The following is a 12,702-nucleotide window of genomic DNA, read 5'->3' on the forward strand; positions in this document are numbered from 1 at the left end:
CTGAAGGCGTTCCGTTCCGGCAAGGTCGATATTCTGGTCGCGACCGACGTGGCGGCTCGCGGTATTGACGTTGAAGATGTGACCCACGTGATTAACCACCGCGTGCCCGAGGATGAGAAGACTTACCTGCACCGTACCGGCCGTACCGGCCGTGCGGGCAATGAGGGTACCGCCGTGACCCTGGTGGACTGGGATGACCTGCCGCGCTGGAAGGTCATTAACGACGCCCTGGAGCTGGGCGTTCCTGAGCCTGTAGAAACCTACTCTTCCTCTGAGCACCTGTTCTACGACCTGAACATTCCGGCTGGCACCAAGGGCCGTCTGCCGCGCGAGGAGCGTGTGGCTGAGGGGATGGGCGAGGAGTTCTTTGAGAGCGCCCGTGATTCTCGTGATGGCCGCCCGGCTCGTTCTCGCGGAGGTCGTGATGGTGGCCGTTCTGGCGGTCGTGACGGTGAGGGCCGTGGCAAGCGCCGTAGCCGTTCCGAAGGCCGCAAGCGCACTGAGCGTACCGAGCATTCTTCTGAGCGTTCTGAGCGTGCGCCTCGTAAGCGTCGCCGTACCCGCCGTGTTGAGGGTCAGCCGCTGGAGGGTGAGGGTCGCCGCACCCGCCACCGCTCTGAAGGCTCGCGTGCTAAAGGTTCTCGTGCTGGGGACTCCGGTCCTGAGAGTTCTCGCAGTAAGGGCCGTGGCGCTGACCGTGCTGGTTCTGAAGGCTAGGGCCGGGGTTGGGTATTTCAGCATCCCCGGCACCTGCCGCGCCCTCCTCTACCGCTAAGACGCACCCCGCGGATTCGGCTGTTTTCGATCCGCAGGGCCCGTCGCTGCTAGTGCAGGCAGATAACCTAGGGTATCTGCGTGACCTGCCCGATGGTGCGTTCACCGTGATTTACATTGACCCGCCGTTCAATACGGGTAAGAAGCAAACGCGCCGCACTTTGAGCGCGGAGGCTTCTGAGAAGGGTGACCGCACCGGCTTTAAGGGCAAGAGCTATTCGAGCACCCTGCAGACTCTGGCGAGCTATAACGACTCGTTCGAGGATTATTGGGCATTCCTAGCACCGCGTATTGAGCAGGCGCATCGTCTGCTTGCGCAGGACGGCACCTTGTACCTGCACCTGGATTGGCGTGAGGTTCATTATGTGAAGATTATGTGCGACATGATTTTTGGTCGGGAGAACTTCATTAATGAGCTGATTTGGGCTTATGACTACGGTGCGAAGTCTACGCGCCGCTGGCCGACGAAGCACGACAATATTTTGGTGTACGCGAAGGATTACCGCAGCTATTACTTCAATACTGCGGAGGTTGATCGTGAACCGTATATGGCTCCCGGTTTGGTGACTGAGGAGAAGGCTTCTCGCGGTAAGCTCCCTACGGATGTGTGGTGGCATACTATTGTGTCGCCGACGGGTAAGGAGAAGACGGGGTATCCCACGCAGAAGCCTACAGGTTTGTTACGTCGTATGATTGCGGCGAGTTCCCGTCCGGGTGATTGGGTGTTGGATTTCTTCGCTGGTTCTGGTTCTACAGGTGCGGCGGCGGCTCAGTTGGGCCGTAAGTTCGTGTGTGTGGATCAGAATCCGCCGGCTATTGAGGTGATGGCTAAGCGCCTGGGTGTCGATCCGGTGTCGTTCGCTGAGTATCGCGGTGTGCCGCGTGGGGCGAGTGTGTTGTTCACGCCGAAGCGTACGGTGGGTGTTCGTGGCGGTACGAGTCGTGATGCGTTGACGGCGGCGAGCCGTCATGCGCTAAAGGCTGTGTTGGATACGCTCACCGAGACTACGCAGCCGGTTGAGGGTGCGTCGTGCCGATTTGTGCGTCACCGGTCGATGGATGCGGTGGATAAGAAGATGCGTATTGATGGTCGTGATGAGTTGCGTCGTCAGCGTCAGCATCAGGCGCGGGCTAAGGCTCGTGCGGCCCGGGCTCAGCGGGATGCGGTTGCTGCGGGTGCGGTGTTGCAACATCATGCCTCGCGTGAGAGCGTCTAGGCTGTCTTTTCTGCGTATTCGTGAGAGCACGTGTTAAGAGTGTGGGGCGGGTTCCTTGATTAGGAACCCGCCCCACACTCTTTCCCCTAGCTACTGGTCTTACTACCGGGCTGCCAGCAGCTCGCGGATACGCGCCACCGTCGCCGCATCCGTCGTATTCTCACCCAGCAGGTTCGGCTTGCCCGCACCGTGGTAATCACTCGAACCTGTCACCAGTACCTCACGGCCCGCCGCGCGCTGACCCTCAATGAACTCCAGCAGACGCGCACGGTCCTGAACCGAATTCTCACGGTGATACACCTCCACACCCGCCAGGCCAGCCTCCACCATCAAACCCAGGTACTCCAGGCTCAACGCGGGCCCACGCATCGTACTCATCGGGTGCGCAATCACCGGCACACCCCCAGCCTCACCCACCAGACGCACCGCCTCTAAAGGATCCAGCGCGCCCTGCGGCACATAGTAGGGGCTACCCGTGTACAGTAGCTTCGCAAAAGCCTCAGAACGATCAGCAACCACACCAGCAGCCACCAGCGCATCAGCAATATGAGGGCGGCCCACCGCTGTGTTCCCCGCCCCCACCTGCGCCAACACGTCATCCCATGTCAGCCGGTAGTCAGCGGCAAGACGGTCCACAATAGCCTGTGCACGGCCCGCACGGCTAGCGCGAATCGCCTCCACACGGCACGCCAACTCCGAACCCACCGGGTCAAAACCATAAGCGAGCAGGTGAATAGTCTTCGTGCGTGCGCGGCCCTCACCGTCGGTGTACCGGTAGCGGCAAGAGAACTCGGCACCCGGCAGAAAATCCAGACCGTACTCATCCGCCAGCTGAGCCGCCTGCGCCCATCCAGCCGTCGTATCGTGATCAGTCAGCGCAAAACCCGCCAACCCAGCGCGAGCAATCAGCGGCACCAGCTCGGCCAGGCTCTGCGTACCGTCAGAAATAGCGGAGTGAATATGCAGATCATAGCGCCCGGTAAGGTTCCGGTTTTCAGGCGCGCCCGATTCAGCGGGCTGCGGTGCCTGCTGCGCATTATTTTGCGATGCACTATTTCGATGTTCTGTCTGCGTCATTTTCTCTCCTTCCCCGCCCCTGCTAGTTCCTCGCCACCTCAGCGGGGTTTTAAGGCATGTCATCTACTCTTCTGATTCAACCCTACCAATATCGGCGGCGCAATATCGGGTACCCGGTCGCAGGTCAAAGATATATTCTGCCCCACCGGCCCTCTCTTATAGTCAAAAGCGCTAAAACATCTGCCCACTTGTGGTGAAGGCGATATGATTAACCCATGACTGAGAACAATGAGAAGAGCACCGAAGCTCAGAAGAACGACCACCGCAGCACCCCTAAGGCATCTGCATTCACCGAATTCATTGCCGCAAACTGGGCACCTGCCGAAGATGACGGCTACACTCGCGAGCCCGTAGCAGACTACGCGGCTGAGCGCCGTGCCAAGATCTCCAAGGCATTCCCCGGCGAGCGCCTCGTCCTGCCCGCGGGCCCGCTGAAGGTCCGCTCCAACGACTGCGACTACCGCTTCCGTCCCCACTCGGCGTTTGCGCACCAGACCGGTCTGGGCATCGACCACGAACCCGACGCTGTGCTGATCTTCGAGCCCGTCGAAGAGGGTACCGGTGACAACGGCTCCAACCACGAAGTCACCCTGTACTTCCGTCCGCTGGCTGGCCGCGACACCACCGAGTTCTACGCAGACGCCCGCTATGGCGAGTTCTGGGTTGGTCCCCGCCCCACCCTGAAGGAGTTCTCCGAACGCTTCGGCATCCGCACCCGAGACCTATCCGAGCTTGAGGTAGCTATCACTAAGAACGCCGGTAACCAGGGCCTGGGTGGTGTGAACATCCGCCTGGTCCGCAATGTTGACCCGGCTGTTGACGCACTGGTTGACACCTCCCGCTACAACACCGGCGTGGAGCTGGAGCAGGCTGACAAGCTGGACTCCGAACTGGCCGTGGCTCTCTCCGAGGCTCGCCTGATCAAGGACGCTATCGAGATTGAGAACCTGCAGCGTTCCGTTGATCTGACCGTCAAGGGCTTCGAAGAGGTCATTCGCTCCCTGCCGAAGGCTAAGGAACATCACCGTGGCGAACGCGTCGTTGAGACCGCGTTCTTCTCCGTGGCACGTACCGACGGTAACGACTTGGGCTACGACACCATCGCAGCGTGCGGTAACAACGCAACTATCCTGCACTGGATCCGCAACAACGGCACCGTCGACGACGGCAAGCTACTGTTGCTGGACGCAGGCGTTGAGGACGACACCCTGTACACCGCAGACGTGACCCGCACCTTCCCCGTGAACGGTAAGTTCACCGAGGTTCAGGCGAAGGTCTACAACGCTGTGCTGGAGGCTGCTGACGCCGCATTCGCTGTCGCTAAGCCGGGTGTCAAGTTCTACGAAATCCACGAGGCTGCCATGAACGTTCTTGCACACCGTCTGGAAGAATGGGGCCTGTTGCCTGTTTCCGCTGATGTTTCGCTCACCGTTGAGGGCGGTCAGCACCGCCGCTGGATGCCGCACGGCACCAGCCACCATCTAGGCTTGGACGTGCACGACTGTGCGCAGGCAAAGGCTGAACTGTACATGTGGGCTGAGCTGGAGCCGGGCATGGTCTTCACCATTGAGCCTGCACTGTACTTCAAGGACGAGGATCTGTCCGTTCCCGAAGAATACCGCGGTATCGGTATCCGCCTTGAGGACGACGTGCTCTGCACCGAGGACGGCAACGTGAATCTCTCCGCTGCACTGCCGCGCACCGTTGAAGGCATTGAGGAGTGGATGGCGAAGCTGGCGAAGTAACGCCTACCCCCAGATGCGTTAGTAACGGCTCATAGGGAAAGCCCCTTACCAACTCGTTCGGTGAGGGGCTTTCGCGTGTCTTCTATGGTTGTTTCCCACCGTGATGGGCGGCTACTGCCGTTGCGGGTTCGGTTATTCGTAGTCCTTCGAAGAATTATCGTGCGAGGACTTATCGTGCAGGCCCTGCGGGCGCGGGGTCGGACGCTGCGGCTTGGGCTGAATCAGCTTCGCGTACTCTTCCGGGTCGTCCACTCGCAGACCGTACCGCTGAGCCGGACGCTTCTGCGTATCTGGCTTCTGACCGGTCGTCTGGTCAGTACTTGCCTGTTCCTGTTCGGCGGACTGTGTGGACTGTACGGGGGCAACCGGTGCGGGCATATTCTGCGCCGCGCTCTGAGCCACCGCGTTCTGCGCGGTCGCATCACGCACGGGCAGGTTCTGGTTCGGTGCCGGCTGGCTACCCGCCTGCGCACGGTACGAGGGCGCCTTCGGGGCGCCGGTCGGAACCGGTGCACCATTCATCGAAACGGTGCTCTGTGCCGCACGAGCCTGCGAAGCTTCCGGAGCTGTAGCCGCACGCGCAGCCGCAACCACCGCCGAGAAGCGAGGATGCGCACCCAGCACGCGGCGCGCATCCTGAGCGTACTCCGGCAGAGCGTACATCACGGTGCGCGAGGGAATCGCCTCAGTACGCATCGGGTAACGAGCCCCGCGGCCGCGGCGCAAATCAAACATACGCCACAGGACAAAAATGGCCACAGAGATAGGCACCGTAGACATTGCCGCAGAGATAAAAGAGGTGCCGTTCAAAGACACAAATGCCGAATACAACAGGCCAATCACCACACCCTGAATCGCTGAAGAAATCAGGGCACGACCATAACCGGGCTGTACCGGGTACTCCACCTGGCGGATACCGTCATTGACCAGGTACAGCGCCGTGACCGGATAATCCTGCTCGCTGAGCACATCAAAAGCGGCGAGCGCATCATCGTGACGAACGAAGGAGGCAATCGCCTCACCGGCGGGCAGAGGCTTGCCCTGAGCCTGCGACAGGCGCGACGCCAGATATGAAGAAGGCGGGGTCGAGGGAATATTCGGCAGGTGAGAAGTCATGACTCCTATTCTACCGCCCACCCCAACCCTGGGCCCGGTGGGCAGTCAGCTCCTCTACAGGCGTAGCAAACACCTCTTCAATTAGGCTTCTCAAAGTGCGAATCCCCACGGCAGAGCGTACCCTAGAGAGGTGAGCAATTCGAAGTTCAGCACCCCCAGCAAGATTTACATTGCCCGCCTTCTGGGCCTCGACGTTTTTGACCCCTTCGGTGACCGCCTCGGACGTCTCCGAGATGTTGTCGTGCTCAAACGCGGCCTGGGCGCATCCATTGCGGGCGCCCGCCCCGCCAAGGGCAGCGAACCCATTGTTGTCGGCATCATTATTGAGGTGCTCGGCAAGAAACGCGTGTTCATGCCCATGACCCGTGTGCGAAGTATCGACGCTTCACAGATCATTTCAACCGGCCTGGTGAACCTGCGCCGCTTTGAACAACGCAACTCTGAGACTCTCATCGTTGGTGAGCTTTTTGACCGCCGTGTGCGCCTGCTCGACGGCAGCGGCGACGCCGTCATTGAGGACGTCGCCATTGAGCAGCGCCGCAACGGCGACTGGGGCGTGACCGAGCTGTTCGTTTCCCGCGTCAGTTCCTCCTCCAACACGTGGCGCCGCCGCTCTAAGGAGACCCTCATCGTCGACTGGGACGAAGCGGTGCTCTCCACCGATGTGGAACCGCAGGCAGCAACCGCGTTCGTGGCGAACCATGAGAACTCCAAGCCCGCCGACCTTGCGGACGCTATCCACGAGATGAGCGATAAGCGCATGGTCGAAATCGCCGCCGAACTGCAGGATGAGCGCCTCGCGGACGTTCTGCAGGAGTTGCCCGCCGAGGACCAGGTGCAAATCCTCTCGCACCTGGACGACGAGCGTGCCGCGCAGGTCCTCGAAGAAATGGAACCGGACGACGCCGCCGACCTGCTCATCGAGCTGGACGACGCCCAGCGTGAAAAGCTGCTCGAACTCATGGAACCCGACGAAGCAGACGATGTGCGTCGACTGCTCGAATACGACGAAGGTACCGCCGGTTCGCTCATGAACCCGGTACCGATTATCCTCTCCCCCGAGGCGACCGTCGCAGAGGCGCTCGCGCACATCCGCGCCGAGGAAATCCCTCCGGCGATGGCGGCTGCTGTGATGGTGACCCGCCCGCCTCTGGAAACGCCGACCGGCAAATACCTGGGCCTGGTGCACATGCAGAAGCTGCTGCGTGTGCCGCCGAGCGAGCCGATTGGTCACATCCTTGATACCGGCACTGAGCCCGTCTCTGACCAGGCCAGCTTGGAAGAGCTGGCACGCGTGCTGGCAACCTACGACCTGACCATCGTTCCCATTGTGAACGAATCGCACCGCCTGGTAGGCGCAGTGACCATCGACGACGTGCTCGATGCGCTTCTGCCCGAAGACTGGCGCACTTACGATGATGGAACTCCCGTACGAAAGGTAGGACGACGCTTTGCCTGATTCGAACCGCCGTGACGCAAACCGTACCGAAGAGAACCCCCGCATCGATAAGGCTCGCATTCTCAAAGACCGCTTGGAGAAGAAGTACGCTGAACGCAACCGCGAGCGCGGCGACTCCCGCCCGCAGCGTAACGACTCGCAGCTGAGCACCCCCGGTACCCGTAAGCCGAAGCTGTTCTCGAGCCCCAACCCGGATGCTTTCGGCCGCATGACCGAGGGCTTTGCACGCTACATGGGTACCCCGCAGTTCCTGATGTGGATGACCGTTTTCTGTGGCGTGTGGCTTGCCTGGAACTCCCTGGCGCCGGAGGAGATGCAGTTCGACCCGCGTAGTCTGAACTTCACCCTGCTGACCCTGATGCTGTCCCTGCAGGCTTCTTACGCTGCTCCCCTGCTGCTGTTGGCGCAGAACCGTCAGGATGACCGCGACCGTGTGGTGGCATCTGAGGACCGTAAGCGCGACCAGCAGAACCTGGAGGAGACCCTGTACCTGACCCGCGAGATTGCTTCGCTGCGTATTGCTCTGCGTGAGGTTGCGACCCGTGACTTCGTCCGTAGCGAGCTGCGTGACATTCTTGAGGAACTGCAGAACATTGCGCAGGAGCAGGAGCGTCACGCCGAGCAGCTGCAGGACATCAGTGAAGACATTGAGGACTTGGAGGAGGCTATCGACGATATCGATATCTCCGAGGGCGAGGAAAAGGACGCTGAGGGCACCGAGAACGGCACCGAGCAGCCCTCTGACAAGTCTGAACGCTCTGCGAAGGACTCCGCACAGGATCATTCCCACCGCGGCGATCTGAGCCAGCCTCAGAGCCGCGAAGCTCAGCAGGCACAGCAGCAGGCAGAGCGCACCCGTGAAGGAGGCGCCCATGACCGCTAATTCACCCCTGCAGGATGCGCTCTACGCGGCGCTCGCCCGTGTCGAGGATCCCGAACTGCGCCGCTCCATTACGGAGCTGGGTATGGTTGACACTGCGCTCGTGCATCCTGAGCTGGATGAGCTGGGTGCGCCGATTCCCGGTCGCCACTGGGCTGAGGTCACGGTGCTACTCACCATTGAGGGTTGCCCGCTGAAGAACACCATCGAACAGCAAGTTCGTGACGCCGCCGCCACCGTTGAGGGTGTTGAGCGTGTGCAGTTGGTGGTGGGTGCGATGAACCCGCAGCAGCGTTCCGCCTTGCGTTCGATGCTCAAGCCGGAGCGTTCCAACCCGTTTACCGCACCCGGTTCGCTAACCCGCGTGTTCGGTGTGGTGTCTGGTAAGGGTGGCGTGGGTAAGTCCTCTATGACCGCAAATCTTGCCGCCGCGTTCGCTTCACGCGGGCTTGCGGTGGGCATTATTGACGCGGATGTGCACGGCTTCTCCATCCCGGGTCTGCTGGGTATTACTGACGCCCCGACCCGCCTGGATGATCTGATTCTTCCGCCGACCGTGGATGTTCCCGCCCCCACCCAGCGTTGGGGTGAGCAGAAGGTCAGCGGCGGCTTTATTCGTGTGATTTCTATCGGTATGTTCCTCAAGGGCAACGAGCCGGTAGCGTGGCGCGGCCCCATGCTACACCGTGCCCTGGAGCAGTTCATCATGGACGTGCACTTCGGTGCCCTGGATGTGCTGCTGCTTGATTTACCGCCCGGTACCGGCGATATTGCCATCTCCATGGCTCAGCTACTGCCCAATGCGGAGCTGGTGCTTATTTCCACCCCGCAGCACGCCGCGGTGGATGTGGCGGAGCGTGCCGGCACCCTGAGCCTGCAGACCGGTCAGAAGGTCGTGGGCGTGGTCGAGAACATGGCTGCCATGACCCTACCGGACGGTACCGTACTCGACATGTTCGGTTCTGGCGGCGGTCAGGTGCTCGCTGAGCGTCTTTCGGAGGCGCTCTCCTACCCGGTACCACTGCTCGGTTCGGTCCCGCTGGACGTAAACCTGCGTACCGGCGGCGACGAGGGTACCCCCGTGGTCTGGAGCCACCCGGATTCGTCCGCTGCCGAAGAGATTCAGTCCATTGCCTCGCAGCTACTGCACTCGGGCGAGTCGAGGGCGGGTCAGAGCCTGCCGCTCTTCGTCTAAAGCTGCAGCAGTCTAGAACCAAGCTTCTAGAAGCTGCGGCCAAACAGCAGATATACAAAGAACCCCGCACCATCACAGTGCGGGGTTCTTTCATGTCAAAATCTTAGGTTGCGTCCACATCGAAGGGGGCGTATGCGCCTCGCGGAAGAGCACGGCTCTCCGACTTTTCCTTCTCCTTCAGCAGCGCCTCTTCACGTTCCTTCGCCTCACGCTCACGCTCGGCGTCATCCTCAGCGAACGCCTGCTTCACAATCACGCGCGGGTCGTACTGGCGGGGGTCGTACTGGCGCCAGTTAATATCTTCCAAACCTGTCTCGCCCAGGGCTTCCTTGAAGTCGTCCTTCGCGTCGAACGCCATACGGCGCACCATCTTGACGAATTCACGGATCTGTCGGGCGTATTCAGGCATGCGTTCGGGACCGATCACAAAGAACGTGATAACGGCCAAAATAATAAACTCGGTGCCACTAATACCAAACACGGAATATAGATTATCAGTTCCGAGCCAGCACCGCCGAACCCGCGGCGCTTTCTGGACGTGTCTTTAAAATCTGGACAGGCAAAAGGCGTATGCTACAGCACCGCAAAGGGGCATTGCGCCCACGGCTAAGAACACAGGAGACTGCCGGCTACACACCGGCGGTCTCCTGACACAATATTCGGTTTACGGCGGGTAGTCTCCACCGCCAGGGAGCTGTTTCCAATGCCACAGCCAGCCAACCCAGCCCCACTGCGCGCACGCACCTGCCACCAGCAACGCCCAACGATACGCCCGCGAACGGCTCACCGCCGCCACCACAATCACCAGCGGGAATAACGGCAACAACAGACGGAACGTCGAAGACTGCGGATTCAAAAACAGAATCAAATACGCAAAATAGCTCAGACACCACAGGTTCAACGGAGCCGCCAAAACCCTACGTGCCAACGGGCTCAAGCACAGAGCGATAAAGCCCAGAATCAGCAGAGTCAGCAGTACCGGAGCTGCATACCCAAAGTACAGGTAACCCTGCGAAAGCCACGGCTGAATCAGCGCCAGATGGGTGCCGCGCCACGCCGTCTCCGTGGCGGTGTATGCATCCACACGGCCCGTAACCCACCATGCAATCGCAGGCCACACCAGCGCACACGCACACACCACCAGGGCGCTCACCAGCTGCCCCAGATGACGTACAAACGCCGTGCCCATACTCGACTGGCGGCTTGAACGAACCCAGCACGTAAACCACCACAGACCGGCAGTCGCGCCTAGGGGCACACCCACCGGGCGGGACAGGCACGCCAACGCCGCCACAGGAACCAGCAGACCGTAGCGTCCCTGAACCAGGCACAGCAGGGCGCCGGCAAGGAACACCAGATTCAGCGACTCCGCATAGGGCACCTGAAGCACCGGCGCAACCGGCAAGAATGACACCAACGCAACAGCCCACTTAGACAGCACAGAAGGCAACTCCTCACTCTTGAAACCGGTCGCCTTCAACGACGCCTCAAAGAGCAGGTAAATCACCCACGCGGCTGCGAAACCGGCAAGCAGAGCAACAGTCGCCGCCACCGGGTAGTACCCGATGCCTGTCGCATGGCTAATAGCACCGGAAAGCTGCGGGAAAATCGGATAAAAAGCCCACTGATTCTGCTGAACCACACCCGCTGCATTCACCGGCAACTCACTCGGGTAGCCCTGTACCGCAATCTGCTCATACCAGCCGGCATCCCAGATACTAATGAACGACAAATAATCCAGGTGCTCACCCCACGGACCTCGTAGCTGCTGCTGACCGACCACGGCAAACACAATGAAGCCCCACACTCGGGACAGACCATAAATCAGTAGCACCGACAGCCACGCGGGCAGGGCACACAGACGCTCCCACACACGGTGCAGGCGCTCACCGGCAGCGGCGTACGCCCAGGTCAGTAGCTGGTCAAAGGACTCACCCTGCTCCGAGGAGGTGCGGGGTGCCGAGTCAGCGGCAGAGTTAGCGCGGGCAAGCGGAACAGGGCTAGGGTGCTGAGAAGGAACACTCACAGACGCTAATTCCCCTCAGCCGGAGTAGCCACCCGACCGGAGGAAGCCGCCCGGACGTTCTTTCGCTTCTCCACAAGGTTATGCGCGCTCAAGGTGCTCTCCGCATCATCAGCCCGCGGAACCGCGACGCGACACACGGGTTTCTGCTCAACAGCAGGCTCAGCAGCACCCTCAGCGGATTCTGCGGCTGCTTCGGCAGAAGCATCACCGGATACCGACTCACTCGCAGACGCCTTTTCGTCCTCGGGATCGCCGAAGAAACGAACCGCGGTAGTCAAATCCTCCAGACGGTCGAAAGTTCCCAAACCGTCACGGCCCACACCACTAAAGAATGCGGCACCGGGCACGGCACGCTCACCGGTGAGCGCCACAACGGAGAGCGCCGCGATGCCCGCAATCAGCAGGGCAAGCAGAATCAGCAGAAAGTTCATCTCAATCTCATATCATGCAGGACCATCAATCCCTGACGGTCACCTAAATTCAAATAGTAGCGTCAGCACCGGCAGAATCAGCGCCGCGACTAGTCCTGTTATGTCTAATCCTCGTCACGGTCGCTGAGTAGCCAGGCACGCAAATCCGCGTGGCACCGGGTCAGCTGACTAAAGCTCACATGCTCATTATCGGTATGAGCCAGCAGAGCATCACCGGGGCCGAAGTTTACGGCGGGAATACCGATCTCACTCAGGCGCGCCACGTCCGTCCAACCATACTTCGGCTGCGGCTCCTGCCCCACCGCCTCAATCAGGGAAGCTGCCAGCGGGGTGTCCAGGCCGGGGCGAGCTGCCGGGGAAAGATCCACAAAATCCAGCTCGTAACCGGCGAAGACCTCACGCACATGGGCGACCGCCTCGTCCAGGTTCTTATCGGGTGCGAACCTGTAGTTCACGTGCATTGCCGCTGCATCAGGAATCACATTACCGGCAACACCGCCAGAAATCTGCACCGCGTTCAGGCCCTCACGATAATCCAGGCCCTCCACGGCAATAGTTTTCGGATCATAGGAGGCGAGCGCCGCCAATGCCGGTGCCAGGGCGTGAATCGCGTTCTCGCCGTGCCAAGCGCGTCCCGAGTGGGCGGCAAGGCCGCGGGTGCGCACGAAGAAACGCATGGTGCCGTTACAGCCGCCCTCAATGGTGCCGTTGGTCGGTTCAAGCAGCACACCGAAGTCTGCGTCAGTGATGAGTTCGCCGTGGTTGCGGATCAGACGTGCCAG

Annotated in this window: 12 protein-coding genes; 6 read left to right on the forward strand and 6 right to left on the reverse strand. The window is 60.7% G+C overall.

Features of this window, described 5'->3' with window-relative positions; translation table 11 throughout:
- Together O3648_RS07780 and O3648_RS07785 are read left to right on the forward strand one after the other, a co-directional pair.
- The coding region (locus tag O3648_RS07780) for a helicase-related protein (protein WP_371569444.1) at window positions 1-717 on the forward strand (717 nt) is incomplete at its 5' end.
- A gap of 8 nt (window positions 718-725) precedes the next feature.
- The gene (locus O3648_RS07785; protein ID WP_279742148.1) at window positions 726-1,991 is read left to right on the forward strand and encodes a site-specific DNA-methyltransferase; all 1,266 of its coding nucleotides are present in this window, start codon (window positions 726-728) and stop codon (window positions 1,989-1,991) included.
- A gap of 102 nt (window positions 1,992-2,093) precedes the next feature.
- Here the strand turns inward: O3648_RS07785 and O3648_RS07790 are convergent, their stop codons facing one another.
- Window positions 2,094-3,068 carry a PHP domain-containing protein gene (locus tag O3648_RS07790; protein ID WP_279791342.1) on the reverse strand — a complete coding sequence of 325 codons (975 nt, stop codon included), beginning with the start codon at window positions 3,066-3,068 and terminating at the stop codon, window positions 2,094-2,096.
- A gap of 215 nt (window positions 3,069-3,283) precedes the next feature.
- Here O3648_RS07790 and O3648_RS07795 point away from each other — a divergent pair, with 215 nt between their 5' ends.
- Window positions 3,284-4,813, forward strand: coding sequence for an aminopeptidase P family protein (locus O3648_RS07795; protein WP_279789720.1), 1,530 nt, complete (start codon window positions 3,284-3,286; stop codon window positions 4,811-4,813).
- Window positions 4,814-4,945: 132 nt separating this feature from the next.
- Here O3648_RS07795 and O3648_RS07800 read toward each other — a convergent pair whose 3' ends face one another.
- On the reverse strand, window positions 4,946-5,929 hold the full coding sequence (locus tag O3648_RS07800) for a hypothetical protein (protein WP_279791341.1): 984 nt from the start codon (window positions 5,927-5,929) through the stop codon (window positions 4,946-4,948).
- Window positions 5,930-6,059: 130 nt separating this feature from the next.
- On the opposite strand from O3648_RS07800, the gene O3648_RS07805 reads away from it, so the two are divergent.
- The 3 genes from O3648_RS07805 to O3648_RS07815 are packed head-to-tail and all read left to right on the forward strand — an operon-like array spanning window position 6,060 to window position 9,463.
- Window positions 6,060-7,388, forward strand: a complete 1,329-nt coding sequence (locus tag O3648_RS07805) for a magnesium transporter MgtE N-terminal domain-containing protein (protein WP_279741084.1) — start codon at window positions 6,060-6,062, stop codon at window positions 7,386-7,388.
- A complete protein-coding gene (locus O3648_RS07810) occupies window positions 7,381-8,271 on the forward strand; it encodes a DUF1003 domain-containing protein (protein WP_279741087.1) in 891 nt (296 codons plus the stop codon). Before O3648_RS07805 ends, O3648_RS07810 begins: the two co-directional genes overlap by 8 nt.
- The gene (locus O3648_RS07815) at window positions 8,261-9,463 is read left to right on the forward strand and encodes a P-loop NTPase (RefSeq protein WP_371569446.1); all 1,203 of its coding nucleotides are present in this window, start codon (window positions 8,261-8,263) and stop codon (window positions 9,461-9,463) included. The genes O3648_RS07810 and O3648_RS07815 overlap by 11 nt, the downstream gene beginning before the upstream one ends.
- A gap of 103 nt (window positions 9,464-9,566) precedes the next feature.
- Here O3648_RS07815 and O3648_RS07820 read toward each other — a convergent pair whose 3' ends face one another.
- The 4 genes from O3648_RS07820 to dapE all read right to left on the reverse strand — a co-directional run.
- A complete protein-coding gene (locus O3648_RS07820) occupies window positions 9,567-9,944 on the reverse strand; it encodes a Sec-independent protein translocase TatB (RefSeq protein ID WP_279741093.1) in 378 nt (125 codons plus the stop codon).
- 183 nt (window positions 9,945-10,127) lie between these two features.
- The gene (locus tag O3648_RS07825; RefSeq protein WP_279741095.1) at window positions 10,128-11,489 is read right to left on the reverse strand and encodes a hypothetical protein; all 1,362 of its coding nucleotides are present in this window, start codon (window positions 11,487-11,489) and stop codon (window positions 10,128-10,130) included.
- A gap of 5 nt (window positions 11,490-11,494) precedes the next feature.
- Window positions 11,495-11,920 carry a taurine ABC transporter substrate-binding protein gene (locus O3648_RS07830; protein ID WP_279755133.1) on the reverse strand — a complete coding sequence of 142 codons (426 nt, stop codon included), beginning with the start codon at window positions 11,918-11,920 and terminating at the stop codon, window positions 11,495-11,497.
- Between the two features lie 104 nt (window positions 11,921-12,024).
- Window positions 12,025-12,702 (reverse strand): succinyl-diaminopimelate desuccinylase (dapE, locus tag O3648_RS07835; RefSeq protein WP_371569451.1); only part of this gene is annotated, 678 nt, incomplete at its 5' end.

Origin of the sequence: Rothia sp. 27098_8_161 (assembly GCF_041432905.1) — a bacterium.
Lineage (GTDB): Bacteria > Actinomycetota > Actinomycetes > Actinomycetales > Micrococcaceae > Rothia.